We start from the raw sequence: 26,267 nt of genomic DNA, 5'->3' as shown, positions 1-26,267 counted from the left end.
GTGGTCGATTCAAGCGTAGTCGAAAGGATTTTTTGACCTCGAAGTCAAATTCTAACCAAGGCGGTCTGGCAGAAAAAGAAAAATTTGCCCAGTCAGTCAGGAAAAGAGCTCGTCGGGTCGCTGACGAAATCCCGGGAGCCCCATTCACCCGCGCCCGAGCGAGGTGATAGGCTGCGCTTCCGATAGCTCCCTAAGCATTTTTCCATGCCCCAGGCCCAGCTCCTGCGTCACCACCGCCCGTTCCTCGCGTTCTGGCTCGCCCGCGTCTGCACGGCCAGCGGCTTCCAGATGCTCACCGTGGCCATCGGCTGGCACCTCTACGCCCTCACCGGCAGCGTGCTCGACCTGGGCCTGGTGGGCCTGGCGGAATTCCTCCCGCGCGTGCTGTTCATGCTGCATACCGGGCACGTTGCCGACCGCTACGATCGGCGCCGGGTCGCGGCGCTGTGCCAGACGGCCCAGGGCCTGATCGCCGCCGCACTGGCGTTCGGCAGCGCCACCGACAACGTCAGCCGCGAGATGATCTTCCTCCTCGCCTTCGCCCTTGGCGCCGCGCGGGCCTTCGAGATGCCGGCCACCCAGGCGCTGCTGCCGAACATCGTCCCGGCCCAACTGTTCCCCCGCGCGGTGGCCGCGGCCGCCTCGGCGATGCAGGCGGCGACCATCGTCGCGCCCGCCCTCGGCGGCCTGCTCTACGCCGTCGGCAGCCTCTGGGTCTACGGCCCGGTGACGGTGCTCTACGGCCTCGCCTGCTGCCTGATGCTGAGCCTTTCCAGCCGCCAGCAGGTGCTGCGCAAGGAGCCCGCCTCCCTGGACTCGCTGCTGGCCGGCATCCGCTTCATCCGCAGCCGCCCGGACATCCTCGGCGCCATCTCCCTGGATCTGTTCGCCGTGCTGCTGGGTGGCGCCACTGCGCTGCTGCCGGTGTTCGCCAAGGACATCCTGCTCACCGGCCCCTGGGGCCTCGGCCTGCTGCGCTCGGCGCCGGCGGTGGGTGCCCTGGCGATGTCGTTCTGGCTGGCGCGCTTCCCCATCGAGCGCAACGTGGGGCGGATCATGTTCACCGCCGTCGGCGTGTTCGGCGTGGCGACCATCGCCTTCGGCCTGTCCACCTCGTTCTGGTTCTCCCTCGCGGTGCTGGCGGTGCTCGGCGCGGCGGACATGATCAGCATGGTGATCCGCGGCGCCTTCGTGCAGCTGCACACCCCGGACGAGATGCGCGGCCGCGTCAGCGCGGTCAACGGCCTGTTCATCGGCGCCTCCAACCAGCTCGGCGAGTTCGAGTCCGGGGTCACCGCCGCCTGGTTCGGCACCGTGCCGGCGGTGGTGATGGGCGGCGTCGGCACGCTGCTCATCACCGGCCTGTGGATAAGGCTCTTCCCCACCCTGGCCAACCGCGACCGCCTGCACGGCGGCGACTGATCAGAGCAGCTTGTCGGGGGTGATCGGCAGGTCGCGGATGCGCTTGCCGGTGGCGTGCCAGATGGCGTTGGCCACGGCCGCCGCGACCCCGACGATGCCGATCTCGCCGACCCCCTTGGAACCCAGGGCATTGACCACGCGGTCCTCCTCCTCGACGAAGATCACCTCGACCTCGCCGATGTCCGCGTGCACCGGGATGTGGTACTCGGCCAGGTTGTGGTTCATGTGCCGGCCCAGCGCGTGGTCGGTCTGGGTCTCCTCCTGCAGGGCCATGCCGATGCCCCACACCACGCCGCCGAGGATCTGGCTGCGCGCGGTCTTCGGGTTGACCACGCGCCCGGCAGCGATGGCGCTGACCACCCGGGCGACGCGCACCACGCCCAGCGCCTCGTCCACCCGCACCTCGACGAACACCGCCGAGTGGGTGGCGGTGGAATAGGCCTCGCGTCTCTCGTCGGGCCTGGCCTCCACCTGCGCCTCCAGGGCCGCGCCGCCGCTGGCGCGGACGATCTCGCCAAAGCCCAGCGCCTGCTCCGGCGCGCCGATGACCCGCAACTGGCCGTCGACGAACTCCACCTGATCGCGCGCAAGCCCCGCGAAGGGCGAGCCCTCCCGCTCGGCGGCGGCCTTCAGCAGCTTCTCCTGCAGCGCCACGCAGGCCTGCTGCACCGCGCTGCCCACCGAGGAGACGGTGAAGGAGCCACCCTGCAGCGGGGCCTTGGGCAGGTGCGAGTCGCCCAGGCTGAAGGTCACCCGCGCCATGTCCAGCCCCAGGCTCGCGGCGGCGATCTGGGTCATCACCGTGTAGGTGCCGGTGCCGATGTCGGTGGTCGCGCTGCTCACGTGCAGGTGGCCCTCGCCGTCGATCAGCGCGCGGGCGCTGGCCGGGCTCTGCATCGCCTCCCAGACGCCGGTGGCCAGGCCCCAGCCGATCAGCTCGCGGCCCTCGCGCATGCTGCGCGGCTGCGGGTCACGCGCCGCCCAGCCGAAGCGCTCGGCGCCCTGGGCGTAGCACTCGCGCAGGGCCTTGCTGGAGAAGGGCTTGCCCTCGTTCTGGTTGCGCTCGGCGTAGTTGATGAGGCGCAGTTGCAACGGGTCGATGGCCACGGCGGCGGCCATCTCGTCCATGGCGCACTCCAGGGCGAAGACCCCCAGGGTCGCGCCCGGGGCACGCATGTCCAGCGGCGTGTAGACGTCCAGCGGCGCCAGGCGGTAGCCCAGCTCGACGTTGTCGCACTGGTAGAGCATCCCGGACCACTCCACCACGTGCTCGGTGAAGTCCTCGAAGCGCGAGGTCTGCGCCACCGCCTCATGGCGCAGGGCGCGCAGCTCGCCGTTGGCGGCGGCGCCCAGGGCCAGGCGCTGCACGGTGCGCGGGCGGTAGCCGAAGCTGAACATCTGCTGCCGGGTCAGGGTCACGCGCACCGAGCGGTGCAGCTTGAGCGCCGCCATCACCGCCAGCACCAGCTGGTACTGCGGGCGCAGGCCGGAGCCGAAGGCGCCGCCGACGAAGGGCGCCATCACCCGTACCCGGCCCGGCTCCAGGCCGAACACCCCTTCGATGTACTGCTGGCTGTTCTGCGTGCCCTGGGTCTTGTCGTAGACCAGCAGCGCGCCGTCGGGCTGCATGACCACGGTGGCGGCATGGGGCTCCATGGGGTTGTGGTGCTCGATGGGCGAGCTGTACTGCACCTCGATGCGCAGCGCCGCCCCCGCCAGGGCGCCTGCGCAATCGCCGCGCGGCTCGGGCAGGGACGCCGGGGCCAGGTGGGCGTCGTCGAGGGCGGCCAGCAGGTCGGTCTGGTGCGGCTCCGTTTCATACTCCACCGCCACCAGGGCGGCGGCGTGGCGCGCCTGCTCCAGGGTCTCGGCCACCACCAGGGCTACCGGCTGGCCGCTATAGAGGATGCGGTCGTTGTACAGCGGGCGGAACGGCGAGCCGTCGGCGGCGTCGGCGTCCTCGTAGGGCTCGTCGTAGCGGGCGACCGGCGGCCGGTTGGCGTGGGTCAGCACCAGCTGCACGCCGGGCGCCGCTTCCGCCGCGCGGCTGTCGATGGCGAGGATGCGCCCGCGCGGGATGCCGGCATTGACCACCCAGCCATGCAACAGGCCGGGCACTGCGAAGTCGGCGGCGTAGCGGGCGCGACCGGTGACCTTGTCGCGACCATCCACCCGGTCATGGGCCTTGCCCAGTGGCGATGCACTCATACGCGCGGCCCTCCCTTGGCGGCGTCGGCCAGGGCGCGGATCACCGCGCGGCGGGCCAGCTCCACCTTGAAATTGTTGCGCCCCAACCCCTCGGCCCCCTGCAGCAGCAGATCGGCGGCGACGCGGAAGGCCGCCGGCGTGCAGGGCTTGCCCACCAGTGCCGCCTCGGCCTCGGGCTGGCGCCAGGGCTTGTGCGCCACGCCGCCCAGGGCGATGCGCGCCTCGGCGATGGCGCCCTGGTCCAGGCGCAGCGCCGCCGCCACCGAGACCAGGGCGAAGGCGTAGGAGGCACGATCACGGATCTTCAGGTAGGCGCTGTGGCGGGCGAAGGACGACGGCGGCAGCTCGACCTCGGTGATCAGCTCGTCCGCCGCCAGGTGATTGTCGCGCTGCGGCTCGTCGCCCGGCAGGCGGTGGAAGTCGGCGAAGGGGATCGCCCGCGTGCCGCCGGGGCCGGCGACGTGCACGACGGCCTCCAGCGCCGCCAGGGCCACGCACATGTCGGAAGGGTGGGTGGCCACGCAGTGTTCGCTGGCGCCGAGTATCGCGTGGTTGCGGTTGAGCCCCGTGCGCGCCGGGCAGCCGCTGCCAGGCGCGCGCTTGTTGCAGGGCGTGGCCACGTCGTAGAAGTACTGGCAGCGGGTGCGTTGCAGCAGGTTGCCGCCGACGGTGGCCATGTTGCGCAGCTGCGGCGAGGCCCCCGCCAGCAGCGCCTCGGCCAGCAGCGGGTAGTGGCTCTGTACGCGCGGGTGCCAGGCCAGGTCGGCGTTGCTCACCAGGGCGCCGACGCGCAGCCCGCCGCCCTCGCCGACCAGCACGCCGTGCAGGGGCAGCGCGGTGATGTCGATCAGCCGTTCGGGGCGCTCGACGTTCTCCTTCATCAGGTCCACCAGGTTGGTGCCACCGGCGATGAAGCGTGCGTGGGGGCCGGCCAGCGCCAGGGCCTGGTCCAGTTCCTCGGGGCGCTCGAAGCTGAAGGGCGTCATGCGGCGTCCCCCCTGGCAGCGCCGCGGCAGGCCGGCAGCGCCTCTTCGATGGCGTCGAGGATGTTGGCGTAGGCACCGCAGCGGCACAGGTTGCCGCTCATCTGCTCGCGGATGGCATCGCGGTCGTGGGCGCGGTTCTCGCTGGCCAGGGCCACCGCCGAGCAGAGCTGCCCCGGCGTGCAGTAGCCGCACTGGAAGGCATCGTGGCGGATGAAGGCGGCCTGCATGGGGTGCAGCTCGCCGCCGCGTTCCAGGCCCTCCACCGTGGTGATCTCGGCGCCGTCCTGCATCACCGCCAGGGCCAGGCAGGCGTTGATCCGCACACCGTTGCGCAACACCGTGCAGGCGCCGCACTGGCCGTGGTCGCAGCCCTTCTTGGTGCCCACCAGGTCGAGGCGCTCGCGCAGCAGGTCGAGCAGCGTCGTCCAGGGCTCCACCTGCAGCCGATGGGGCTCGCCGTTGATGACCAGTTGGATCGGGTGGCCGATGGCAGCGGGGCCACGGCGTGGGCTGGATAGGGCACTCATGTCGACCTCAGGCTTGTCTGGTCCGGCCCCGAAGGGCGGTGCGCGGGTGTGGATACCCGCATCTTTGAGGTGGACTGGCCGCTCTTCCCCGAGGTTCAGGGTTTCTGCCCCGACGGGCGGATGGACGAAACCGAAGCTGCCCGTCTGGTCATAAATTCACCGCCCCCGGGGGAGCTGGTATGATGCGCGCCTTTTTTGCCGGGCTGGCAGAAACGGCGCCCAACCGCAGGCGCTGTGCTTGACTGCTATCCAGTCCGGGCCAACACGACGCGCAGACGTCACGGGGAGCACACATGCTGGAAAAACTGTTCCAACTCAGAGCGCACGACACCAACGTACGCACCGAAGTCCTGGCGGGGATCACCACCTTCCTGACGATGGCCTACATCCTCTTCGTGAACCCCGACATCCTCGGCGAGACCGGCATGGACAAGGGCGCGGTGTTCGTCGCCACCTGCCTGGCGGCCGCCATCGGCTCGGCCATCATGGGCCTGATCGCCAACTACCCCATCGCCCTCGCCCCAGGCATGGGCCTGAACGCCTTCTTCACCTACACCGTGGTGCTGCACATGGGCCACACCTGGCAGGTGGCCCTGGGCGCGGTGTTCATCTCGGCGTGCATGTTCTTCGTACTGTCGATCTTCAAGATCCGCGAATGGATCATCAACAGCATCCCGCTGGAGCTGCGCTCGGCCATCGCCGCCGGCATCGGCCTGTTCCTGGCGCTGATCGCCCTGCAGAAGGCCGGCATCGTCGCCGCCCACCCGGTGACCATGCTGACCCTGGGCGACCTGGCCAAGCCCGAGCCGGTGCTGGCGGTGCTCGGCTTCTTCCTGATCGTCGCCCTGGAGGCGCGCAAGGTGACCGGCGCGGTGCTGATCGGCATCCTCGCCGTCACCCTCGCCGGCATCGGCCTGGGCGTGTCGAAGTTCGGCGGCATCGTCTCCATGCCGCCGTCCCTGGCACCCACCTTCCTGCAGCTGGACATCAAGGGCGCGCTGGAAATCGGCCTGGTCAGCGTGATCTTCGCCTTCCTCTTCGTCGACCTGTTCGACAACTCCGGCACCCTCATCGCCGTGGCCAAGAAGGCCGGCCTGATGCGTGCCGACGGCCACATGCCGAAGATGGGCCGCGCGCTGATCGCCGACTCCACCGCCGCCATGGGCGGCTCGCTGCTGGGCACCTCCACCACCACCAGCTACATCGAATCCGCCGCCGGCGTCAGCGCCGGTGGCCGCACCGGCCTCACCGCCATCGTCGTCGCCATCCTGTTCCTGCTGGCGCTGTTCCTCTCCCCGCTGGCCGGCAGCGTGCCCGCCTTCGCCACCGCCCCGGCGCTGTTCTTCGTCGCCGTGCTGATGGCCTCGGGCCTGGCCGAGATCGACTGGAACGACCTGACCACCGCCGCCCCGGTGCTGATCACCGCCCTGGCGATGCCCTTCACCTACTCCATCGCCGACGGCATCGCCTTCGGCTTCATCGCCTGGGCCGCCATCAAGACCCTGGCCGGGCGCTACAACGAACTGAGCCCGGCGCTGGTGATCCTCGCCGTGCTGTTCGTGATCAAGATGGGGTTCTTCCACTGATGAGCCGCCCGCAGTTCGATCCCACAGGCTACGCCGCGCAGCTCGCCGACAAGGCCGAGCGCCTGAAGGCCCTGCTGGCGCCCTTCGACGCACCGCAACCGGACGTCTTCGACTCGCCCCGCGAGCACTACCGCCTGCGCGCCGAGTTCCGCCTGTGGCGCGAGACCGGCAGTGAAACCCGTCACTACGCCATGTTCGAAGCCGGGGACAAGTTCACTCCCGTGCTGATCGAGGACTTCCCCATCGCCAGCCGCCGCATCAACGAGCTGATGCCGCGCCTGAAGGCCGGCTGGCAGGCCAGCCAGGTGCTGTCGTTCAAGCTGTTCCAGGTGGAGTTCCTCACCACCCTGTCGGGCGACGCGCTGATCACCCTCTGCTACCACCGCCCCCTGGACGATGCCTGGAAGGCCGAGGCCGAGAAGCTCGCCGCCGACCTGGGCGTGAGCCTGGTGGGCCGCTCCAAGGGCAAGCGCATCGTCATCGGCCGCGACTACGTGGAAGAAGAGCTGACCGTCGCCGGCCGTGCCTTCCGCTACCGCCAGCCCGAAGGCGCCTTCACCCAGCCCAACGGCGAGGTGTGCCAAAAGATGCTGGCCTGGGCCTTCGAAGCCATGGGCGAGCGCAGCGACGACCTGCTGGAGCTGTACTGCGGCAACGGCAACTTCACCCTGCCCCTGGCCACCCGCGCGCGCAAGGCGCTGGCCACCGAGATCAGCAAGACCTCGGTCAACGCCGCCCTGGCCAACCTCGCCGACAACGGCGTGGACAACGTCACCCTGGTGCGCCTCTCCGCCGAAGAGCTGACCGAAGCCCTCAACGAAGTGCGCCCCTTCCGCCGCCTCGCCGGCATCGACCTCAAGGCCTACGAGTTCGGCACCGTGTTCGTCGACCCGCCCCGCGCCGGCATGGACCCGGACACCTGCGAGCTGACCCGCCGCTTCGAACGCATCCTCTACATCTCCTGCAACCCGGAGACCCTGGCCGCCAACATCGCCCAGCTGCACGACACCCACCGCATCGAGCGCTGCGCCCTGTTCGACCAGTTCCCCTACACCCACCACATGGAATCGGGTGTGTTGCTGGTCAGGCGCTGATTCCGGCCGCGAGCCACCGCACGGACATGACCGCTGCGTAGGGTGGAGGTCGCTTTTTACCTCCACCAAGGCGGAGGTGAGGCGCGCCCGGAAACGGGCTGGAGACCGAGCTGGCCGAAGGAAAACGGTGGGCTGAAGCCCACCCTACGCCCACCCTGTGCGTGACCGCCTGGTACCCCGATGCGAATGAATTCGCGCCTACCCAGCCGGCCCCTCCCCCATCACCCCACGAACAGGCGATACGCCGGGTTGTCGCTCTCGTCCCACCAGGGGTAGCCGATGGCGTCCAGCGCCCCGGGCAACAGGTGCAGCTCGTGGTCGGGCACCTGCAGGCCGGCCACCACGCGGCCATCGGCGGCGCCGTGGTTGCGGTAGTGGAACAGGCTGATGTTCCAGCGCCCGCCCAGCTTGTCGAGGAAATTGAGCAACGCACCGGGGCGCTCGGGGAATTCGAAGCGCAGCAGGCGCTCGTGCAGGGCGCCGTCCGCGCGCCCGCCGACCATGTGGCGGATGTGCAGCTTGGCCAGCTCGTTGTCGGTCAGGTCCAGCACCGGGAAGCCCTGGTCGCGCAGGCCTTGCACCAGAGCCCCGCGCGGGTCGTTCTCCGGGTGGGTCTGCACGCCGACGAAGATGTGCGCCTCGGCATCGCCGTGGTAGCGGTAGTTGAATTCGGTGATCTGCCGCCGCCCCAGGGCCTCGCAGAAGGCGCGGAAGCTGCCCGGGCGCTCGGGGATGGTCACGGCGATGATCGCCTCGCGCTGCTCCCCCAGCTCGGCACGCTCGGCGACGTGGCGCAGGCGGTCGAAGTTGACGTTGGCGCCCGAGTCGATGGCCACCAGGGTGCGCCCCTCGCAGCGCTCGCGGGCCACGTACTTCTTGATCCCGGCCACGGCCAGCGCGCCGGCCGGCTCGGTGATGGAGCGGGTGTCGTCGTAGATGTCCTTGATCGCCGCGCAGATCTCGTCGGCGCTGACGGTGAGCACCTCGTCCACGTACTGGCGGCAGACCTCGAAGTTGTGCGCGCCGATCTGCGCCACGGCCACGCCGTCGGCGAACAGCCCGACCTGCTCCAGCACCACGCGCTCGCCGGCGGCCATGGCCGCCTGCAGGCAGTTGGAGTCGTCCGGCTCGACGCCGATCACCCTCACCTCGGGGCGCAGGTACTTCACATAGGCGGCGATGCCGGCGATCAGCGAACCGCCGCCCACCGGCACGAAGATGGCGTCCAGCCGCCCGGGATGCTGGCGCAGGATCTCCATGGCCACGGTGCCCTGGCCGGCGATCACGTCGGGGTCGTCATAGGGCGGCACGAAGGTCAGCCCGCGCGCCTCGGCCAGTTGCAGGGCATGGGCCAGGGCCTCGGGGAAGGCGTCGCCGTGGAGCACCGCGCGGCCGCCCCGGGCGAGCACGCCCTGGACCTTGAGCTCCGGCGTGGTGCGCGGCATGACGATGGTCGCCTCGATCCCCAGGTGCCGCGCCGCCAGGGCCAGGCCCTGGGCGTGGTTGCCGGCGGAGGCGGCGATCACCCCGCGCGCACGCTGCTCGGCGCTGAGCTGGGACACGCGGTTGTAGGCACCACGGATCTTGAAGGAGAACACCGGCTGCAGGTCCTCTCGCTTGAGCAGCACGGCGTTGCCGAGGCGCTGGGCCAGGCGTGGCGCCGGCTGCAGGGGCGTCTCGATGGCGACGTCGTAGACCGGCGCGCGGAGGATCTTCTGCACATAGCCTTTGAGCAGGGCGTCGGTCATGCCACGGCCTCCCCGGTGACGGCGTCGAGCAGGTCGGTGCCATAGGAGTTGTCCACGGCGCAGCGCCAGCTGTCGTCGGCCTGGCGGCGGAACACGTAGGTGGCCTTGCGTTCGAGGAAGGACAGGAAGCCGTCGGCGGACCGCCACTGGATGCGCGCACGCCCCATGACCAGGGCGGTGTCGCCGGTCTCCATCACCTGCAGGTCGCGCTGGCTGACCCAGAGGCTGTGCTGGAAGTGCGCGGCGATGGCATCGAAGGCGCGGCGGATGCCGTCGCGGCCCTGGACACTGAGGCCCGGGCGCACGACGAGCACGGCATCGTCGGTGTAGAAATCCATCAGCGCATCGAAGCGCCCGGCATTGATCAGCTGGTCCGCCCGTTGCACGGCCTGGACGAGAGGGGAGGGTTGCATGGCGTCTCCTGAGGTTCGCTTGGGGCCCAGGAGACAGAAAGAAGAAACCCGCCTCGAGGGCGGGTTTCTGTGTAGGTACTGGTCAACCCGCCAAGTATCGAATGGCGGTAATAATCTGTTGGCGCAGCATCTGGGTGGTCGGTTTCATGGTGCTGGAAATTATTCCTGCCGCTGCGCCAAGTCAAGCGGCGGTTTTCAGGTGAGCAGCTCGGCGAAGGCCTTGTCCGCCTCCAGCACGGCCGGCAGCGCGGCGAACAGCGCGTCCAGGTCCACGCCTTCCACCAGCGGGCCTTCCAGGGACTGCCGCGCCTCCTCGGTGGCACCGCCATGGGCCTGCAGCGCCTCGCTGACCAGCACCGCCTGGGCCAGGATGCGCGGCAGCAACGCATCGGCCGGCGCCTGCATCGGTCGCGCCTGGTAGGCGATGGCCTGCTGGATCACCGCCGGCAGCTGCCAGCGCCGCGCCAGCTCCGCGCCCACTTCCGGGTAGCCGAACCCCAGTTGCAGCGTCTCGCTGGCGGCACGCCCGGTGGCACCGCCCTTGCCGCTGTTGAGCTTCTCGGCGAACTCCGGGGCACCGGTCTGGATCAGCAGCTCGCCGATGTCATGCATCATCCCGCAGGTGAACGCCGTGTCCGCGTCCACGCCCTTCTGCTTGGCCAGCAGGCGGCTGATGCTCGCCACCTGGAAGCTGTGCAGCCAGAAGCCCTTCAGGTCGTAGTTGGGCGAGGCCTTGAAGGCGCCGGTCACGGCCGAGGCCATCACCAGGGTGCGCAGGGTGTTGAAGCCCAGGCGCATGGCCGCGTCCTCGATGCTGGTGGACTCCCGCGCCCCGCGAAAACGCGCGGAGTTGGCCAGGCGCAGCACCTTGGCGGCGATCACCGGGTCGAGGGCGATATTGCGCGCCACGCCATCCAGGCTGGAGGTCGGGCTGTCGAATTGCTGGATCAGGTCCTGCGCCACCTTGGGAATGCTGGGCAAGGTGTGCAGGTTGGAAAATAGGGCGTCTATATCCATGGGACCACCTCCTTCATCGGCTTGAAAACCAAAGGATAGGCAAGTTTCCCAAGCCTGCCCGGCAGGCCGTCGCCGCGCAGGCGAAGGCTCTGTTTCAAGGCCTTTCAGGTGGCAGCGGTGCCGCTTCGTCGATGCGTTCCACCAGGCCTTCACGCACGCCGCCCCGGCGCAGCGGCTCGTTGATCTCGTCGTCCAGGTCGCCGATCAGCGCGGTGTCCGGCTCCGGTTCCCGCTGGCGCGCCAGCTGCACCAGGGCCACGCCGGCCAGCAGCGCGGTGGCCACCTTGTAGGCCAGGGAGCTGATATCGAAATTCTGCAGGGTGCCGTCGTCCAGCCACAGCGAACCGATGCGCGCCAGGGCCAGGGCCGACTGCACCAGCAGCAGCATCATCAGTGCCGCACGCATCAGCTCGCGCCCACGCAGGGCCCACAGCAGGAACAGCGCCAGGCCGATCTGCAGGCCGCCGTAGTAGACGCGCACGTTGCTCACCGAGGCGGTCTCCATCAGCAGCATGCCGCTGAGGTTGGCCATCTCGTAGGGGCGGAACCAGTAGGCCAGGCCGAAACCCGCGAACACCAGGACCTGGACCACCAGAATCAGCCGGGCAAGTAGCATCGCCTTTCTCCTCCGATCGGCAGCGATCTGCAAAAGACCCGTCGCGGATCGTTTCGTTCGCCCAACCCATCGCAAGGTCGGGGCACCCTGGCAGCACCGCGGCTAGGCTCTGGAAAGGCCCATCCCAAGGAGTTCACCCATGCTGCCGCCCCGCCTCAGCCTGCCGCTGCTCGCCATGCTGCTGGGCGCCTGCGCCGCCCCGCACGACGACCAGGTGACCATCGCCCCCGCCGTGCGTGACACCCCCTACATGACCTTCACCATCCAGCCGGTGCGCGCCCCGGGCCACCGCCAGGACCTGGAGGAGCGCTTCGACAACGCCCTGCACAAGGCCATGGAAGCCAAGGGCTATCGCTACCAGGAAAAGGGCAGCGACCTGACCATCATCTACGCCCTGGGCCTGTCCCCCGAGCCCGGCGTGACCATGCGCCCGGTGATCACCCCCGGCGGCGCCGTCTACAACCAGACCGAACTGACCCAGGACGAACGCGCCCGCCTCGCCCTGCGCATCCTCGACGGCTTCGACGAACGGGTGCTGTTCGAAGCCCAGATCAGCCGCCAGCTGCAAGACCCCAAGCTGACCCAGCAAGGCTTCGACAAGGCCGTCGCCGAACTGCTGCAGGGCTTCCCGGCGCGGCCGGCGCCTTGAGGCGTCCAGCCCGCAACGGGACATGACCGCTGCGTAGGGTGGAGGTCGCTTTTCACCTCCACCAGGCAGAGTCGGGAGCGGCGCGCCGATATCCTCGGTGCGCCCCATCGATGGGTTTCGCTCCGCTCTACCCATCCTACGAGCTGCGGCCGGCGCCTTGAGGCATCCAGCCCGCAACGGGACATGACCGCTGCGTAGGGTGGAGGTCGCTTTCCACCTCCACCAGGCGGAGTCGGGGGCGGCACGCCGATATCCTCGGTGCGCCCCATCGATGGGTTTCGCTCCGCTCTACCCATCCTACGAGCTGCGGCCGGCGCCTTGAGGCATCCAGCCCGCAACGGGACATGACCGCTGCGTAGGGTGGAGGTCGCTTTTCACCTCCACCAGGCAGAGTCGGGAGCGGCGCGCCGATATCCCTGGTACGCCCCATCGATGGGTTTCGCTCCGCTCTACCCATCCTACGAGCTGCGGCCGGCGCCTTGAGGCGTCCAGCCCGCAACTGGACATGACCGCTGCGTAGGGTGGAGGTCGCTTTTCACCTCCACCAGGCGGAGTCACGGGCGGCACGCCGGCATCCCTGGTACGCCCCATCGATGGGTTTCGCTCCGCTCTACCCATCCTACGAGGGCGACGCGCGCGCCGGCCTCGAAAAAAACCGCCCCCGGTCTACCGGCGTACATCCCGTAACAGCCGCAGCGCGCAGCGCAGCGGCGACAGGCATAAGCTGTCGCCCATTTCACGTTCAGGAGTTTTCCCATGCGCCGCGTTCTTCTCGCCTCCCTGTTCTTCGCCCCGCTGTTCGCCCAGGCGGCGGAGACCGTTTCCATGGACGTCTACCGCGACCCCAACTGCGGCTGCTGCAAGGCCTGGATCAGCCACCTGCGTGACAACGGCATCCAGGTCAACGACCACGTCGAGAACGACATGGCCTCGGTCAAGGCCCGCCTCGGCGTGCCCCACCGCCTGGGCTCGTGCCACACCGGCGTGATCGACGGCAAGTTCGTCGAGGGCCACGTGCCGGCCAGGGACGTGCTGGCACTGCGCGCGCGCCAGGACCTGGTCGGCGCCGCCGTGCCGGGCATGCCCATGGGCTCGCCGGGCATGGAGATGGACGGCATGCAGGACGCCTACCAGGTGATCGGCGTCTCGGCCCAGGGCGGCGAGAGCGTGCTGGCCGAATATCCGGCACACTGAGCGCCCCTTTCCCAGCGCGGTCGCCCCAGGGCGGCCGCGTGCATTTCACGGAGCCGAACATGGATTACTGGCAGGTCGATGTATTCGCCGAACGCGTACTGGCAGGCAATGGCCTGGCGGTCTTCCCCGATGCCCGCGGCCTTTCGGGCACGGCCATGCAGGGCCTGACCCGCGAGCTGCGCCAGTTCGAGTCGATCTTCCTGGAGCCGGGCACCGGGCCCGGCGAGTTCGCCGCGCGGGTGTTCACCGTGGAAGAGGAGCTGCCCTTCGCCGGCCACCCCATCCTCGGTGCCGCCGCCCTGCTGCACCACCTGCACGCCCCCGGCGAGCATGCCGAATGGGCGCTGCAACTGCCCGAGAAGCGCGTCACCCTGGCCACCCGCCGCCAGGGCGAGGGCTTCTACGCCGAGATGAACCAGGGCGTCGCCGCCTTCGGTGCCGAGCTCGACGCGCAGGCTGCCGAGGCCTTCGCCGCCGCCTTCGCCAGCGAGTGGGACCGACGCCATGCGCCCCGGGTCGTCAGCACCGGGCTGCCCTACCTGCTGCTGCCGGTGACCGCCGCCGGCCTGGCCCGCGCGCGCCAGCAGCGCGAGCTGGAAGCCGAACTCGCGGCCATCGGCGCCGCCTTCGTCTTCCTCCTCGACGTCGACGCCCGCGAAGGCCGCACCTGGGACCCCCTCGGCGTGGTCGAGGACATCGCCACCGGCAGCGCCGCCGGCCCGGTCGCCGCCTGGCTGGTGGACAAGGGCCTGGAGCCGCGCGGCCCGGGCTTCGCCCTCAACCAGGGCCGCTTCCTCGACCGCCCCAGCCGGCTCGACGTGCGCGTGGACGACAGCGGCCAGGTGCATGTCGGCGGGGCCGTGCAGCTGCTGGCCCAGGCCCGCCTGCTGGTGGCTCCCGCCCGGCTCGCCTGACGACCGGGCTGGCGCCTCCTGCCGCCAGCTACGACACTCAATGCCTCGACAAGAACAAGGATCGGCACATGCGCTGGCAACGGGCGAGACGCAGCGACAACGTGGTGGATGCACGCGGCAGTGGCGGCGGCATGCGCCTGGGCGGAGGCAAGAGCATCGGGCTCGGCGGCATCGCCCTGGTCGTGGTGATCGGCCTGCTGATGGGCGAGGACCCGCTGACCATCCTCGGCCAGCTCGCCGGCCAGGCCGGGCTGTCCACCGCGCCCCCGCACAGCGGTGCAGCGCCGGGCGACGACCAGGAAGTGGAGTTCGTCCGCGCCGTGCTCGGCGACACCGAGGACACCTGGCAGGCCCTCTTCCAGCAGGGCGGCCGCCAGTACCAGGAACCGAAGCTGGTGCTGTTCAACGGCGGCGTGCAGTCGGCCTGCGGCTTCGCCTCCTCGGCGGTCGGCCCCTTCTACTGCCCCGGCGACCGCCAGGTGTACCTGGACCTGGACTTCTTCCGCGAGATGTCCCAGCGCTTCTCCGCCGCCGGCGACTTCGCCCAGGCCTACGTGATCGCCCACGAGGTCGGCCACCACGTGCAGACCCTGCTCGGTGTCTCGGCCAAGGTGAACGCCGCGCGCCAGCGGGGCGAGAAGATGGAAGGCGCCGGCGGCCTGCTGGTGCGCCAGGAGCTCCAGGCCGACTGCCTGGCCGGCGTCTGGGCCTTCCACGCGCAGAAACGCCTGGACTGGCTGGAACCCGGCGACCTGGAAGAAGCCCTCAACGCCGCCAATGCCATCGGCGACGACCGCCTGCAGAAGCAGGCACGCGGCCAGGTGGTGCCCGACTCCTTCACCCACGGCACCTCGGCGCAGCGGATGCGCTGGTTCAAGACCGGCTTCGAGCGCGGCGACATCAACCGTTGCGACACCTTCACCGCACGGGACCTGTAGAACCGTGCAGGGCCCTTGATGGGTTTCGCACGGCACGAAGTCTCTCCCCCAACTACCGCGCCAACAGCAGCAGCTGCGCGCAATCCTCGGCGTACCAGTCGGTGAGCTCCGGCCAGGGGTTCTCCGGCAGGTTGACCAGCACCGTGGCGGTCCCGGCGGCGCGGCCGCAATCGAGGTCGAAGCGGTAGTCGCCCACCATCACCATCTCGCTCGCCGCCACGCGCCAGCGCGTGGCCAGGTGCTGCAGCCCGCCCGGGTGCGGCTTGGGTGGCGCCTCGTCGCGGCCGAGGATGTCGGCGGCGGCGAAGCAGTCGTCCAGGCCGATGGCGGCCAGCGTCAACAGCGCCAGCTCGCGGGCGTTGCGGGTGAGGATGCCGAGGCGCACACCGCGCTCGTGCAGCGTGCGCACCAGCTCGACGGCGCCGGCCGCCGGACGGGCGTTCACCGCCAGTTCGCGCTCGTGCTCCAGCAGCCAGGCGTGCTTGGCGCGTGCCTCCTCGGCGGGCAGCGCGGCGAGGTGATGGAGGATGTCGTCCTCCGGGGGGATCGCCAGCTCGCGGCGGATCGCGGCGAAATCGTGGACGGCGACGGTGAGGGTGCCGTCCATGTCGAACACCCAGTGGCGGAACTGCGCCAGGCCCATGTCTCTACTCCGTCGGGTTCGGGAACAGCGCGCAAGGTTACACCGTCCCCGCCCGTCAGTAGTTGATGATCAGGGTCACGTTGTCGATGTAGGTGCCCACCGGCACGTTGGCCTGCGTGGGGTCGACGGTCACCTGGAAGTTCACCGTCTGCTGCAGCCCCGTGCCCTTCTGCGACAGGTTCTGCGTGGTGTTCCACACGGTCGTGGTGTTGGGGAAGTAGATGTTGTAGCCCAGGCGGTTGGCTCCGCTGGCCATGCGTCGCCAGGGCGCCTGGTAGTTCTGGCCGTTGTCGAAGCTGACCAGGTAGCCCTCGTCGCTGGTGCAGGTCAGGGTGATGGCCCGGGTCACCGAGGTGAACTGGCTGACCAGCGCCTGGCTGCCGAGGTCGACGTTCTGGTAGCTGTTCAGGGCGCAGGCCTTGGTGACCACGATGGTCACGGTGCTGGTGGCGGTCACCCCCGTGCCCCAGTTGGTCGGCGCACCGCACAGGCCCGCCGGGCAGTTCTGGGTGACGCCCGGGCTGCGTTGCCAGTTGCACAGGCTGAGCACGCCGGACTCGCAGATCGCATAGCGCCAGGTGAACACCACCGAGGCGCTGTAGGTGCCGGCGGGCACGTTGGCGGCCTGGGCCTGGAAGTACAGGTTGATGCCGGTGGTGGCGTTGGTCAGCAGCGCCAGCACCGCCAGGCTGCTCAGCTGCACCGTCGAGCCCGGGGTGATCTCGGCGCCGCCGTTGCTGACGAACACCTTCAGCGGAATGCTGTTGCCATTGCCGTCGCTGAGCACCGGCGCGGCGGACTGCAGGGTGACCTGCACGTAGTTGGCCGCCAGCAGGGCGAGGAACGATGCGCAGGTCAGCCCCGCACCGCCCAGGTTGCCCTGCGCGGAAGCGTTCAGGGTGAAGGAGCTCACGCTGCCCAGGCTCACCGCCGGGTTGACCGTGGTGCACACCGCCCAGGCGCGGCCCGCCCCCAGCCAGAGCGCCAGCAGCAACAGCAGGGGGACGATCGTGCGCTTCGCATCCATGGTTCGGTCCTCGTTCGGACGGATCAGCGGCAGGTCAGCGGGCCGACCTGCGAGAGCTCCTCGTCCAGCGTCTTCAGTTCCACCGTCACCGCGCAGTGGCTGCCATCGGGCAACTCCACGCGCAGCGCGTTGCGTTGTTCCAGCCCCTCGAAATACACCAGCCCGTCCCAGCCCACGTAGGCCTCCAGGCCTCGCCCCTCGACCCGCGCCAGGCTGCCGCGCGGCAGCACCTGGCCGCGCACGTCGATGAGCAGGATGCTGGCCGCCACCACGCGCTCCATGGGGAACTCCAGCAGCGCGCCGCTGCCCTGGTGCACGGCGATCTCCTGGGAAACCTCGGCGATGCGCACGTTGCCCGGCAGCCCCAGCGGGTCGATCTCGTAGTTGGCGCGGTAATAGGACGGCACCCAGGGCACCAGCAGGTGGCCACGGCTGTCGGTGCGGCCCAGCAACTGGTGCTCGAAGTTCACCGGCACGTCGGCGTAGCCCGAGGTGCTGACCAGGACGAAGGCGTCGTTGATGCGGTTGCTGGGGAACACCCCGCCGTCCATCCACACCAGCGAGCCGCTGACATCGCCCCACTGGGTGCGCTCGCCGTCGTTGTCGTACAGGCCCACCTGCAGCTGGGTGTAGGGCGTGCGCCAGGTCAGGTCGGCCTGCTTGTAGCGGCCACCGCCGGCGGCGTAGCTGAGGTTGTAGCCGACGCCCCCCTGGCTGGGCGCGGTGCGCCCGTAGCGGACGCGCTCGCGGTACTGGCCGCCGGTGTCGCGCTCCACGCTGGCGCTGAAGGTGGAGAGCACGTCGAACGGCATGATCAGCTGCACCAGGGCCGAGTAGCCCGAGGTGCCCAGCTCGCGGTTCATCGACACGTACAGGCTGCTGTTGGCCCACAGGCTGCGCGACCAGGACAGGTTGACCACGCGGGTGCGCTCGCCGCTGCGGGCCTCGCTGGCGAAGTAGCCGATGCCCAGGCTGCCGACCGGCTCCGGGCTCACCGAGAAGGTCACCTGGTCGGTACGCCGCGCCAGGCCGAGCTCCTCGCGCCCCAGCTCCAGGGCGCTGACCTGGCTGACGTCGACGAAGCCCGAGCTGCGCTGCACGCGCTGGAAGGCGAAGCCGAACCACGGCGAGTAGTAGCTGTAGCCGAGGCTGGCCTGGCGGCCGCGCAGGCCGTCGTAGGCGCTCTCGGACACCGAGGTGCCGAGGGTGCCCCAGTTGCCCAGCCCGAAGGTGCCGCCGAGCCCGCCCAGGCGCAGCGCCTCGCCCAGCTCGGCGTGGGTCTCCAGGGTGAAGGCATCGCTGATGCCGTAGCGGAAGGTGCCGGTGCCCACGCTGCTGCCGTAGGAGAAGCTCTCCAGCCCGTAGTCCTCGCGCAGCTTGCCCGCCCCCAGGGAATAGTCGTAGAGGCCCTTCTGCAGCAGCGTGTTGGTAACGTAGAAGGGCACGTCGGTGGAGACCTGCCGGCCGAGGGCATCGGTGGTGACCACCGTGGCGGTGCCCGCACCGCTGATGTACGGCACGTTGCTGACGGTGAAGGGCCCGGGCTGCAGGTCGTCACTGCTGACCCGCGCATTGTTGATGAACAGGTCCACCGTGCTCGGCACCGCGGCGTCGCCGCTGAAGCGTGGCAGCGGGTAGGTGACCAGGTCCGGACGCAGGGCGAAGTTGCGCGAGACCTGCACGCCACCGACCCGCACCGCGCTGTTCCAGGTCAGCGCGCCGGTGACCAGGTCGCCCACCTGCACGCTGCGCAGGCTGTCCTGGTCGTTGAAGGTCCACAGCGTGTCGTAGCGCACGTAGCCGTCGCCCTCGCCTTCGCTGTCACCGAAGCTCTTGCGGTACACACCGGTGTTGCCCAGGGTGCCGAAGCCGCCGAACAGGCGCTGCTCCAGCCAGGTACTGGCGTAGCGCTCCCCGGCATCGCTGTCGGTGTAGTAGAGGTCGTAGTTGAACAGCGCCCCGAAGTCGGCACGGGCCGGCGTGCGCGCATACACGCTGGTGTCGCCCACCTCCTGGCGCGGCAGCCACTCGCTGGGCAGCGTCAGCTTCAGGCGTTGCAGCTCCTGGTCGTACTCGCTGCCCAGGCCCTCGATGGCATCCAGGGCCTGCGGCCCGCTGGCGCCCTCGGGCAGCCGCACGCCGACGCCGCGCAGGTCCTCGGCATCGACGAAATAGCGGCCATCGCGGACGCTCACCGGCACCACCTTGTCGGTGGCCATCTCGTTCACCAGCAGCTCCAGATAGAGGCTGTACTCACCGGGCATGGCGCCCGCTTCCGGCGCCGTGGCGTCGGCGCCCGGGACGGCCGCCGCGCCGCCGCCCGGCGACTCGGCCGCCCAGGGCGCGCTGCCGAGCAGCACGGCGAGGGCGAGCCCGCCCCACGGGTGCCAGGCCCGCGTGCCCCCGTTGCGCCCGAGCCCCCCGTTGCGCGCCATCCCCCGACGACCGGCCTGCTGCGGATCACTGCAACGGGATCGGCTGGGGCTCGGCCTGTTCGTTGATCCGCGCCTCCAGCACGAAATTGCCGCCGGGCACCCCGTCCGGCAGCTGCCAGCGCATCTGCGCGCCGGGCAGCACATAGCCCAGCAGGCCGTCGGCGATCAGCGTGCGGGCGCTCCCCTGGCGCACCGAGACCTTGGACAGCCGCGCATGGGCCGCCCCCTGGTTGCTCAGGAACAGGTAGTGCCGCCCGCCTTCCTGGCGCACCTGGTAGCTGAGCTTCGGCTGCAGCACCTGCACGCCCTCCCGGGGCTTGGCCCCCGGCACCGGCACCGGCGCCGGCGCCACGCCCGTGCCGAAGACGAACAGCGGCACCGAATAGCGCATCTGGAACTTGACCCCCAGCTGCGGATCGGCCACCGCGTCGGGCTGCAGCATCTCGTCCACCAGCACCCGGTAGGCCTGCTCGGTGCCGGCCGGCGCAGGCTGGGTGGCGATCAGGCGGATCATCTGCCGCTTGCCCGGCGCGATGGTCACCACCGGCGGGCTGCCGATCACACTGCGTTGCGCATCGAGCCGGTCGTCGAAATCGCCCTGGCGCCAGGCCATCACCCGCACCTGCAGGCCCACCGGCTGCTGGCCACGGTTCTCCAGCCACAGCGCGGCGGCCTTCTGCTCGGCCTCGATGGTCGGGTTGATCGGCCAGATCAGCACCGAGCTGGCCGCATGGGCATCGCCTGCCGCCGTCAGGGCGAGTCCCAGCAGGGCGGCGCGGGCGCCGGTGCGCAGGCCATGTCCACGGGCGGTTCGCTGCATGGGTGTTCCCCCCTTCAATAGCTGACGGTGACCGTCACCGTGTCGTTGTAGATGCCGGCGCTGGGCATGCTGCCCACGGCGAACAGCCGCGCGTAGATCGGGTAGGACTGGGTGCCGCTGGTGGCGCTGTAGCTCACGCTCAGGGCCGTGGCGCCGTTGCTGCCATCCCCCCACACCGCGCTGTAGCCGGCGTCCTTGTACAGCTGGTAGCGCAGGGTCTCGGCGCCCTTGATCATGTAGCGCCCGCCGCTGACGCTGGCGGTGTTGAGCCCGGCATTGATGGCAATGGTCAGTGCCGTGCCGGGCGTGCATTGCAGCTGGATCGAACCGTTGCCCACGGTGCTCACCCGGGTCACGTCGCTGGGCAGGGTGCTGACCTGGCCGAAGTTGATGCTGCCGTAGGTGGTCACGTCGCTGCTGCCACTGCCCAGCACGCAGCCGGCGGTGACCGCGGCCTTGATCTCGAACAGCTGGGTGATCTGCAACTCGTTGGTGCCCGTGTCCGCGAGGCACGGCAGGCCCGGCAGCAGCGCCAGGCAGGCGAACGCCGGCAGGCGCCCCATCACCAGCTCACCGTGACGGTGACCGTGTCGGTGTAGGTGCCCGACAGCGGCGTGGCCTGCACCGGCACGCGGCCGTACACCGGCAGCAGCTGGTCCTGCCCGTTGCCGGTGCCGGTGACGCCGATGCTGTTGTCCCAGACGGTCGCGTAGGTGGCGGAGGTGTAGAGGTTGTAGCTGACCTGGGCGGCGGCGGGCCCGGTCATGCGGCGGGCATTGACGTTGCCACTGCCGCCGGCGCTGATCAGCACGCGATAGGGCGTGCTGGCCAGGCAGTTGACCCGCAGCGCGCCGGCCCCAGCCGTGCCGACCACGGTGACCTGCGCGGCGAGGTCGAGGTGGGTGCCGAAATCCAGGGTGCCGAACTGGCCGAGGGTCGCGGGGACGGTGCTTCCGGCACTGCAGGCCGGCAACACTTCGGCGGTGATCCCTACGGTGGCGCTCTTGCTGGCGGCATGGATCGACGGGCTGGCCGCCGTCGAAACCATCAGCACCAGCCATATCCACTTGCTGTCGCGACGGCAGACCATGGCGGTTCCTGGGGGTGATTCGTACTTCCGTGTCGCAATGATCATCGGCGGCGGGGCAACGGCCCCGGCGCGCCCGCTACCAGGTGATGGTCACCTGGACGGTGTCGGTATAGGTGCCGGTGGCGGGTGTCGTCTGCGGCGGCACGCGGCCGTAGACGACCAGTTCCTGGTTGGCGCCGGTGCCGGTGCCGGCCAGGGCGGTGCCGCCGTTGCTGCCGTTGCCCCAGAGGGTCGTGCGCCCGGCCTCCTTGTAGAGGTTGTAGGCGATCACGTCGGTGGCACCGGCGCTCATGTTGCGCTGGTTGCCGGTGGCGTGCAGGCCCGAATCCAGGGCCACCGAATAGTTGGTGCCGATGTTGCAGGTCACCCCGAACGAACTGCCCGCCGAGGAGCCCACGGACTGCGCCTCGATGATGCTGTTCAAGCTGGGATAGGTGCCGAAGGCGATGCTGCCGAATGTGTTCGCGCTGCCGTTGTTGCTGCCGTTGTTCACGGTGCAGCCGGCGCCGATGACGAGTTGCACACCCAACTGCCCCTGGACCGTCCCCGCAGCCTCCAGAGACGACGACAGAGGCAGAAGCACCAGGGACGAAATCAAAAACTGAGCGCGATTCATTTATGAAAACTCCTACAACACCCAAGACTCCATGAGTACTTGTGTACCAATGAAAGGGACCGTAGTAGAAATTCTGCGGCGATCAAAAACCCGGAAATGCCAGCTGTCCGGCACACCCTGCCATCCTCCTGGCGCCAATCACGCAAGCCACTGAATTCAGTGGATTTTCTGCGTTTTGTAAGAAATACGCCCAATTGAATAATGGCGATTTTCTTACGAAATAAAGAGCAAATAGCCAGCATGCATCCTTATGCCCGGCGCGCCCTGAAGTCCCTCTGGAAATTTCAATTGGCGATAAGTCGCTTCACCGTTTCCTACAGCCTGTTTGCCAGGCCTCTGCGGATTGCCTATCGGGCTGAGGGAATTCCTACAAGGCAACTGCATTGCCGTCCTACAAAACCTCTGAGTAGCTTCTTGCCCCGTCGTGGCCTTGGTCATGACCGGGATTAGAGCCCCCGTGTTACAAAATACGCACAACACGCCATAGCAGAGATCAGCCCTCACGGGCCGGGTCTTCTGGCCGTCTATGGCGGACCGTGCGGGACGGGCATCAGCCCATCCGGTTTGCGTATTTGCCGGGGTCTCTAGCCTCGCACGGTCCGCCACCCTCATGCCGGTGGCGGCTCCTCTTCCAGAAAGGAGTCCTGGGATATGAGAGCCATCCAGTCGCAACACCCCGTCATCCACCGCACCGCCCGCCCGGAGGTGCGCCATGACTGACTACCGCACCGCCACCCGCTTCGTCCGCTTCCGCCGCCCCCTCCACGTCGTGCTGATCGACGGCCTGCCCTGGTTCTGCTGCCGCGACCTCGCCCGCCTCACCAACAGCCGCCTCGACATGCGCATCACCGCCAAGCTGGACGCCGACCAGTGGCGCCTGGAAACCCTGCGTCACGAGGCCGGGCAATTCACCGAAGAGCTGCTGGTGAACGAAAGCGGGCTGCACGCCCTGCTGCTGGTCAACTTCTACCACCCGGAAAACAGCAGCCTGCGCCAGTGGATAACCCAGGAAGTGCTCCCCGCCCTGCGCGACCAGCAACGCGCGCCCGACCACCAGCCCCGCCGCCGCCTGCTGAAATGGCAGGGCCACCACCAGATCAACCTCATGGAATGGCAGGGCCAGTGGTGGATTCGCTACGACGACATGCCCCGCGTGCTCGGCCAGGGCGATGCGTTGAAGCAGCAGTTGTCCTGAGGTCGGCCTTGGGGACGCCTGGGATACCGAGGTGATGGGTTTCGCACGGCTCTACCCATCCTACGAAGCACCTGCAAGGCACACGTAGGATGGGTAGAGCGCAGCGAAACCCATGCGGTGCAAAACTCGCCCAGGGTGCAGGCCGGGCACACCGGTTGGTGGATGAAAAGAGCGTCATCCACCCTACGCGAGCCCGCTCGTCGTGGGGCACCGGGGCATTCCGGGCGTAGGGTGGACATCGCTTTTCATGTCCACCAACGGAGTCGGGCCATACGCCGTGGCCCACTCGGCGGAGCGCTTCGCGAGCAGAGCTCGCTCCTACGGCGCGGCGCGGGGAGTTACTTCCAGTCTTCGCGCACGCGGGTCAGCCCTTCCTGGGCCACCGAGGCCACCAGCTGGCCGGCGCGGTTGAAGATGCTGCCGCGAGAGAAGCCGCGGGCGTTACCGGACCAGGGGCTGTCCATGGAGTACAGCAGCCAGTCGTCCGCGCGCAGGTCACGGTGGAACCACAGCGAATGGTCGAGGCTGGCCACCTGCATGAACTTCTGCCACACCGAAACCCCGTGGGGCAGCATCGAGGTGGTCAGCAGGCCGAAGTCCGAGGCATAGGCCAGCACGTACTTGTGGATGGCGCGGATGTCCGGGAGGTTGCCGTCGGCGCGGAACCAGACGTGCTTCACCGGCTCGCCCGGCTTCGGGTCGTAGGGGTTGTTGGCGGTGACCGGGCGGATCTCGATCGGCTTGTCGCAGAGGAACTTGTCGCGCATGCGCTCGGAGATCAGGTGGGCGTTCTGCCGGGTGATCTCCAGTTCCGAAGGCAGGTTCTCCGGGCCGGGCACCTCGGGCATGGCGATCTGGTGCTCGAAGCCCCCCTCGTCGGACTGAAACGACGCGCTGCAGGTGAAGATCGGCTGGCCCTTCTGGATCGCCGTCACCCGCCGGGTGCTGAAGCTGCCGCCATCGCGCACCCGGTCCACGGTGTAGACCACCGGCAGGGATGCATCGCCCGGGCGCAGGAAGTAGCCGTGCAGGGAGTGCACATGGCGCTCGTCCTCCACCGTCTGGCTGGCCGCCGACAGCGACTGGCCGAGCACCTGGCCACCGAACAGCTGGCGGAATCCCAGGTCCTGGCTGACGCCACGGAAGAGGTTCTCCTCGATGGATTCGAGGCTCAGCAAGGCGACCAGATCGTCCAGCACCTGGGTCATGGGGGTTATCTCCTCTGCAAGGCGGCTGCCCCGTTCAGGGTCGGGGTCGAGTTCATTCAGGATAGGCCGGTGCCGTCGTCAGGCGCTCGTCCCGACGGGCGCGGCCAGGGGTGGAATGGTAAAGATTTTGCCAGCGGCTGTCGGCAGCTCATGCACCGCTTCGTCGAAATGACAGCCGATGCGGGGCATCGCCCTCCCGCTCGCCGGGCGATGCCTGGCGTGCGTGGCCGGCGCGGAGCCCGTCGCTCATGGCCGCTGCAGCCAGTCCTGGCGGTGGATGCGGTAGAGAATGTGCTGGCGCAGCGGGTGGCCGACCGCGACCTTCGGGTGCTCGAAATCACCGGTCTCGTCACGGCTCATGCCGATGCGCTCCATCACCGCGCTGGAATTTTTGTTGGCGGGCACGGTGAAGGCCACGACCTGGGCCAGTTGCAGGGTGTCGAAGGCGCAGGCCAGGGCCGCGCGCGCCGCCTCGCTGGCGTAACCCTGGCCCCAGTGGGCGCGGGCCAGGCGCCAGCCGATCTCGGTGGCCGGGGTGAAGGGCGCCTCGAAGCCGACCTTGCCCAGCCCGGTGAAGCCGATGAACTCGCCGTTGTCCCGGCGCTCCAGGGCCCAGAGGCCGAAGCCGTGTTCGGCGGCATGGGCGCGGGCGCGCTGGATCAGCGCGGCGGCCTCCTCGCGGCTCTGGGTGCCGGGGAAGTAGCGCATCACTTCGGGGTCGGCGCAGAGCGCGGCCAAGGGGTCGAGGTCGTCGTCGCGCCAGGCGCGCAACAGCAGGCGCGGGGTCTGCAGTTCGAGGGGCATTGCCGGTTCCTCCCAAGAGTGGCGGTGCTTACGAGATGGACAGCCGCCGCGTTACTCTCTGCGACCCGGCCGACGAAAAACAACTCCGCATTATGCCTTTGCCGCTGGTCTACCACGACGACTACAGCCCGCCCTTCCCCGACGGGCACCGCTTCCCCATGGAGAAGTTCCGCCTGCTGCGCGACCACCTGGTGGCCAGCGGGCTGACCCGTGACGAGCAGCTGCGGCGCCCCGAGCTGTGCCCGCCGGAGGTGCTCGCCCTCGCCCATTGCCCCGACTACATCGCCCGCTACCAGCAGGGCGAGCTCTCCCGCGAGGACCAGCGCCGCCTCGGCCTGCCCTGGAGCGAGGCCCTGGCACGGCGCACCGTGCGTGCGGTGGGCGGCTCGCTGCTGGCCGCCGAGCTCGCCCTGGAACACGGCCTCGCCTGCCACCTGGCCGGCGGCACCCACCACGCCCACTACGACTTCCCGGCGGGCTTCTGCATCTTCAACGACCTGGCGGTGATCAGCCGCTACCTGCTGGCGGCCGGCCGGGTCGGGCGCGTGCTGATCTTCGACTGCGACGTGCACCAGGGCGACGGCACGGCGCGCATCCTCGCCGACACGCCCGAGGCCATCACCGTGTCGCTGCACTGCGAGAAGAACTTCCCCGCACGCAAGGCCGAGAGCGACTGGGACATCCCCCTGCCGATGGGCATGGGCGATGCCGACTACCTCAAGGTGGTGGACGACGCCCTGAACTACCTGCTGCCGCTCTACCAGCCCGACCTGGTGCTCTACGACGCCGGCGTGGACGTGCACCAGGACGACGCCCTGGGCTACCTGCAACTCACCGATGCCGGCGTCGCCGCCCGCGACGAAGCCGTGATGCGCCATTGCCTGGGCCGCGACATTCCCGTGGTCGGCCTGATCGGCGGCGGCTACAGCAAGGACCGCCAAGCCCTCGCCCGCCGCCACGGCATCCTCCACCACAGCGCCGCCCGCGTCTGGCACAGCCAGGGCCTCACCTGACCCGCCAAGGATCGGAGTGGATACGGCGCAGGGCGGGCCGGGCGGCGTTCCGCTTCAGCCCACCGAATACACCTAATCCCAACACCCTCTCGCAACGCCTCCCC

24 protein-coding genes and 1 pseudogene are annotated in these 26,267 nt (G+C 69.3%); 9 read left to right on the top strand and 16 right to left on the bottom strand.

The window, feature by feature from the left end; genetic code table 11:
• Window positions 1–204 precede the first annotated feature (204 nt).
• Complete coding sequence (locus DMX10_RS02800; RefSeq protein WP_111259676.1) at window positions 205–1,422, top strand: MFS transporter; 1,218 nt, start codon at window positions 205–207, stop codon at window positions 1,420–1,422.
• Here DMX10_RS02800 and DMX10_RS02795 read toward each other — a convergent pair whose 3' ends face one another.
• The 3 genes and pseudogenes from DMX10_RS02795 to DMX10_RS02785 form a co-directional block, all read right to left on the bottom strand.
• A complete protein-coding gene (locus DMX10_RS02795) occupies window positions 1,423–3,630 on the bottom strand; it encodes a xanthine dehydrogenase family protein molybdopterin-binding subunit (protein ID WP_111259675.1) in 2,208 nt (735 codons plus the stop codon). It lies immediately after the preceding gene.
• Window positions 3,627–4,616, bottom strand: coding sequence for a xanthine dehydrogenase family protein subunit M (locus tag DMX10_RS02790; RefSeq protein WP_111259674.1), 990 nt, complete (start codon window positions 4,614–4,616; stop codon window positions 3,627–3,629). Before DMX10_RS02790 ends, DMX10_RS02795 begins: the two co-directional genes overlap by 4 nt.
• Window positions 4,617–5,143 (bottom strand): annotated as a pseudogene (locus DMX10_RS02785) ((2Fe-2S)-binding protein); the annotation flags it as partial.
• A 293-nt stretch (window positions 5,144–5,436) separates the two neighbouring features.
• Between DMX10_RS02785 and DMX10_RS02780 the strand changes: the two are divergent.
• Both DMX10_RS02780 and trmA read left to right on the top strand, forming a co-directional pair.
• Window positions 5,437–6,729: an NCS2 family permease gene (locus tag DMX10_RS02780; protein WP_111259672.1), complete on the top strand. Its 1,293-nt coding sequence runs from the start codon at window positions 5,437–5,439 to the stop codon at window positions 6,727–6,729.
• The gene (trmA, locus tag DMX10_RS02775) at window positions 6,729–7,823 is read left to right on the top strand and encodes a tRNA (uridine(54)-C5)-methyltransferase TrmA (protein ID WP_111259671.1); all 1,095 of its coding nucleotides are present in this window, start codon (window positions 6,729–6,731) and stop codon (window positions 7,821–7,823) included. The genes DMX10_RS02780 and trmA overlap by 1 nt, the downstream gene beginning before the upstream one ends.
• Window positions 7,824–8,044: 221 nt before the next feature.
• Here trmA and ilvA read toward each other — a convergent pair whose 3' ends face one another.
• The 4 genes from ilvA to DMX10_RS02755 all read right to left on the bottom strand — a co-directional run bounded on the left by ilvA (window position 8,045) and on the right by DMX10_RS02755 (window position 11,617).
• Complete coding sequence (ilvA, locus tag DMX10_RS02770; RefSeq protein WP_111259670.1) at window positions 8,045–9,571, bottom strand: threonine ammonia-lyase, biosynthetic; 1,527 nt, start codon at window positions 9,569–9,571, stop codon at window positions 8,045–8,047.
• On the bottom strand, window positions 9,568–9,984 hold the full coding sequence (locus tag DMX10_RS02765) for a DUF4440 domain-containing protein (protein ID WP_043244527.1): 417 nt from the start codon (window positions 9,982–9,984) through the stop codon (window positions 9,568–9,570). The genes ilvA and DMX10_RS02765 overlap by 4 nt, the downstream gene beginning before the upstream one ends.
• Before the next feature lie 195 nt (window positions 9,985–10,179).
• Window positions 10,180–11,001: an HDOD domain-containing protein gene (locus DMX10_RS02760; protein ID WP_043244530.1), complete on the bottom strand. Its 822-nt coding sequence runs from the start codon at window positions 10,999–11,001 to the stop codon at window positions 10,180–10,182.
• A 94-nt stretch (window positions 11,002–11,095) separates the two neighbouring features.
• The gene (locus DMX10_RS02755; protein ID WP_111259669.1) at window positions 11,096–11,617 is read right to left on the bottom strand and encodes a DUF4345 domain-containing protein; all 522 of its coding nucleotides are present in this window, start codon (window positions 11,615–11,617) and stop codon (window positions 11,096–11,098) included.
• A gap of 139 nt (window positions 11,618–11,756) precedes the next feature.
• On the opposite strand from DMX10_RS02755, the gene DMX10_RS02750 reads away from it, so the two are divergent.
• The 4 genes from DMX10_RS02750 (at window position 11,757) to DMX10_RS02735 (ending at window position 15,312) form a co-directional block, all read left to right on the top strand.
• Window positions 11,757–12,266: a DUF4136 domain-containing protein gene (locus DMX10_RS02750; protein WP_052351366.1), complete on the top strand. Its 510-nt coding sequence runs from the start codon at window positions 11,757–11,759 to the stop codon at window positions 12,264–12,266.
• Window positions 12,267–13,022: 756 nt separating this feature from the next.
• Entirely contained in the window at window positions 13,023–13,460 is a 438-nt protein-coding gene (locus DMX10_RS02745) for a DUF411 domain-containing protein (RefSeq protein ID WP_111259668.1), read from the top strand.
• Between the two features lie 59 nt (window positions 13,461–13,519).
• Window positions 13,520–14,374 (top strand): PhzF family phenazine biosynthesis protein, encoded by an 855-nt coding sequence (locus DMX10_RS02740; RefSeq protein ID WP_111259667.1) that lies wholly within the window; start codon window positions 13,520–13,522, stop codon window positions 14,372–14,374.
• A gap of 68 nt (window positions 14,375–14,442) precedes the next feature.
• A complete protein-coding gene (locus tag DMX10_RS02735) occupies window positions 14,443–15,312 on the top strand; it encodes a neutral zinc metallopeptidase (RefSeq protein WP_111259666.1) in 870 nt (289 codons plus the stop codon).
• Window positions 15,313–15,364: 52 nt separating this feature from the next.
• Here the strand turns inward: DMX10_RS02735 and DMX10_RS02730 are convergent, their stop codons facing one another.
• The 7 genes from DMX10_RS02730 to DMX10_RS02700 form a co-directional block, all read right to left on the bottom strand.
• Entirely contained in the window at window positions 15,365–15,955 is a 591-nt protein-coding gene (locus DMX10_RS02730) for an HAD family hydrolase (RefSeq protein ID WP_043247160.1), read from the bottom strand.
• A gap of 55 nt (window positions 15,956–16,010) precedes the next feature.
• Window positions 16,011–16,982 carry a spore coat protein U domain-containing protein gene (locus DMX10_RS02725; RefSeq protein WP_043247162.1) on the bottom strand — a complete coding sequence of 324 codons (972 nt, stop codon included), beginning with the start codon at window positions 16,980–16,982 and terminating at the stop codon, window positions 16,011–16,013.
• Between the two features lie 23 nt (window positions 16,983–17,005).
• Entirely contained in the window at window positions 17,006–19,417 is a 2,412-nt protein-coding gene (locus DMX10_RS02720) for a fimbria/pilus outer membrane usher protein (protein ID WP_111259665.1), read from the bottom strand.
• A gap of 25 nt (window positions 19,418–19,442) precedes the next feature.
• Window positions 19,443–20,210 carry a molecular chaperone gene (locus tag DMX10_RS02715; RefSeq protein WP_178082913.1) on the bottom strand — a complete coding sequence of 256 codons (768 nt, stop codon included), beginning with the start codon at window positions 20,208–20,210 and terminating at the stop codon, window positions 19,443–19,445.
• Between the two features lie 41 nt (window positions 20,211–20,251).
• On the bottom strand, window positions 20,252–20,800 hold the full coding sequence (locus tag DMX10_RS02710) for a spore coat U domain-containing protein (RefSeq protein WP_043245051.1): 549 nt from the start codon (window positions 20,798–20,800) through the stop codon (window positions 20,252–20,254).
• Window positions 20,800–21,327 (bottom strand): spore coat U domain-containing protein, encoded by a 528-nt coding sequence (locus DMX10_RS02705; RefSeq protein WP_081711580.1) that lies wholly within the window; start codon window positions 21,325–21,327, stop codon window positions 20,800–20,802. Before DMX10_RS02705 ends, DMX10_RS02710 begins: the two co-directional genes overlap by 1 nt.
• Window positions 21,328–21,403: 76 nt before the next feature.
• Window positions 21,404–21,850 (bottom strand): spore coat U domain-containing protein, encoded by a 447-nt coding sequence (locus tag DMX10_RS02700; protein ID WP_236206528.1) that lies wholly within the window; start codon window positions 21,848–21,850, stop codon window positions 21,404–21,406.
• 805 nt (window positions 21,851–22,655) lie between these two features.
• Here DMX10_RS02700 and DMX10_RS02695 point away from each other — a divergent pair.
• Window positions 22,656–23,138, top strand: coding sequence for a Bro-N domain-containing protein (locus tag DMX10_RS02695; protein ID WP_111259663.1), 483 nt, complete (start codon window positions 22,656–22,658; stop codon window positions 23,136–23,138).
• A gap of 338 nt (window positions 23,139–23,476) precedes the next feature.
• Here DMX10_RS02695 and tesB read toward each other — a convergent pair whose 3' ends face one another.
• Both tesB and DMX10_RS02685 read right to left on the bottom strand, forming a co-directional pair.
• Window positions 23,477–24,346 carry an acyl-CoA thioesterase II gene (gene tesB, locus DMX10_RS02690; protein ID WP_043245046.1) on the bottom strand — a complete coding sequence of 290 codons (870 nt, stop codon included), beginning with the start codon at window positions 24,344–24,346 and terminating at the stop codon, window positions 23,477–23,479.
• Between the two features lie 246 nt (window positions 24,347–24,592).
• Complete coding sequence (locus DMX10_RS02685) at window positions 24,593–25,150, bottom strand: GNAT family N-acetyltransferase (protein ID WP_111259662.1); 558 nt, start codon at window positions 25,148–25,150, stop codon at window positions 24,593–24,595.
• Window positions 25,151–25,242: 92 nt separating this feature from the next.
• Here DMX10_RS02685 and DMX10_RS02680 point away from each other — a divergent pair, with 92 nt between their 5' ends.
• A complete protein-coding gene (locus DMX10_RS02680; protein WP_043245055.1) occupies window positions 25,243–26,163 on the top strand; it encodes a histone deacetylase in 921 nt (306 codons plus the stop codon).
• Window positions 26,164–26,267 lie beyond the last annotated feature (104 nt).

This window comes from Pseudomonas sp. 57B-090624 (assembly GCF_003234055.1).
In the GTDB taxonomy this organism is placed as follows: Bacteria; Pseudomonadota; Gammaproteobacteria; order Pseudomonadales; family Pseudomonadaceae; genus Metapseudomonas; species Metapseudomonas tohonis.
Note: the sequence above shows the minus strand (reverse complement) of the source record. Positions and strands in the feature narration are given on the sequence as shown.

Excerpts from the sequence above, each read along its gene's own strand:
- DMX10_RS02745 (WP_111259668.1), top strand. The coding sequence starts at position 13,023 with ATGCGCCGCGTTCTTCTCGCCTCCCTGTTCTTCGCCCCGCTGTTCGCC.
- DMX10_RS02755 (WP_111259669.1), bottom strand. The coding sequence starts at position 11,617 with ATGCTACTTGCCCGGCTGATTCTGGTGGTCCAGGTCCTGGTGTTCGCG.
- DMX10_RS02740 (WP_111259667.1), top strand. The coding sequence starts at position 13,520 with ATGGATTACTGGCAGGTCGATGTATTCGCCGAACGCGTACTGGCAGGC.
- DMX10_RS02730 (WP_043247160.1), bottom strand. The coding sequence starts at position 15,955 with ATGGGCCTGGCGCAGTTCCGCCACTGGGTGTTCGACATGGACGGCACC.
- DMX10_RS02795 (WP_111259675.1), bottom strand. The coding sequence starts at position 3,630 with ATGAGTGCATCGCCACTGGGCAAGGCCCATGACCGGGTGGATGGTCGC.
- DMX10_RS02765 (WP_043244527.1), bottom strand. The coding sequence starts at position 9,984 with ATGCAACCCTCCCCTCTCGTCCAGGCCGTGCAACGGGCGGACCAGCTG.
- DMX10_RS02710 (WP_043245051.1), bottom strand. The coding sequence starts at position 20,800 with ATGGGGCGCCTGCCGGCGTTCGCCTGCCTGGCGCTGCTGCCGGGCCTG.
- DMX10_RS02725 (WP_043247162.1), bottom strand. The coding sequence starts at position 16,982 with ATGGATGCGAAGCGCACGATCGTCCCCCTGCTGTTGCTGCTGGCGCTC.
- DMX10_RS02685 (WP_111259662.1), bottom strand. The coding sequence starts at position 25,150 with ATGCCCCTCGAACTGCAGACCCCGCGCCTGCTGTTGCGCGCCTGGCGC.
- DMX10_RS02760 (WP_043244530.1), bottom strand. The coding sequence starts at position 11,001 with ATGGATATAGACGCCCTATTTTCCAACCTGCACACCTTGCCCAGCATT.
- DMX10_RS02780 (WP_111259672.1), top strand. The coding sequence starts at position 5,437 with ATGCTGGAAAAACTGTTCCAACTCAGAGCGCACGACACCAACGTACGC.
- DMX10_RS02790 (WP_111259674.1), bottom strand. The coding sequence starts at position 4,616 with ATGACGCCCTTCAGCTTCGAGCGCCCCGAGGAACTGGACCAGGCCCTG.
- DMX10_RS02735 (WP_111259666.1), top strand. The coding sequence starts at position 14,443 with ATGCGCTGGCAACGGGCGAGACGCAGCGACAACGTGGTGGATGCACGC.
- DMX10_RS02800 (WP_111259676.1), top strand. The coding sequence starts at position 205 with ATGCCCCAGGCCCAGCTCCTGCGTCACCACCGCCCGTTCCTCGCGTTC.
- ilvA (WP_111259670.1), bottom strand. The coding sequence starts at position 9,571 with ATGACCGACGCCCTGCTCAAAGGCTATGTGCAGAAGATCCTCCGCGCG.
- DMX10_RS02750 (WP_052351366.1), top strand. The coding sequence starts at position 11,757 with ATGCTGCCGCCCCGCCTCAGCCTGCCGCTGCTCGCCATGCTGCTGGGC.
- trmA (WP_111259671.1), top strand. The coding sequence starts at position 6,729 with ATGAGCCGCCCGCAGTTCGATCCCACAGGCTACGCCGCGCAGCTCGCC.
- DMX10_RS02695 (WP_111259663.1), top strand. The coding sequence starts at position 22,656 with ATGACTGACTACCGCACCGCCACCCGCTTCGTCCGCTTCCGCCGCCCC.
- DMX10_RS02720 (WP_111259665.1), bottom strand. The coding sequence starts at position 19,417 with ATGGCGCGCAACGGGGGGCTCGGGCGCAACGGGGGCACGCGGGCCTGG.
- DMX10_RS02680 (WP_043245055.1), top strand. The coding sequence starts at position 25,243 with ATGCCTTTGCCGCTGGTCTACCACGACGACTACAGCCCGCCCTTCCCC.
- DMX10_RS02705 (WP_081711580.1), bottom strand. The coding sequence starts at position 21,327 with ATGGTCTGCCGTCGCGACAGCAAGTGGATATGGCTGGTGCTGATGGTT.
- tesB (WP_043245046.1), bottom strand. The coding sequence starts at position 24,346 with ATGACCCAGGTGCTGGACGATCTGGTCGCCTTGCTGAGCCTCGAATCC.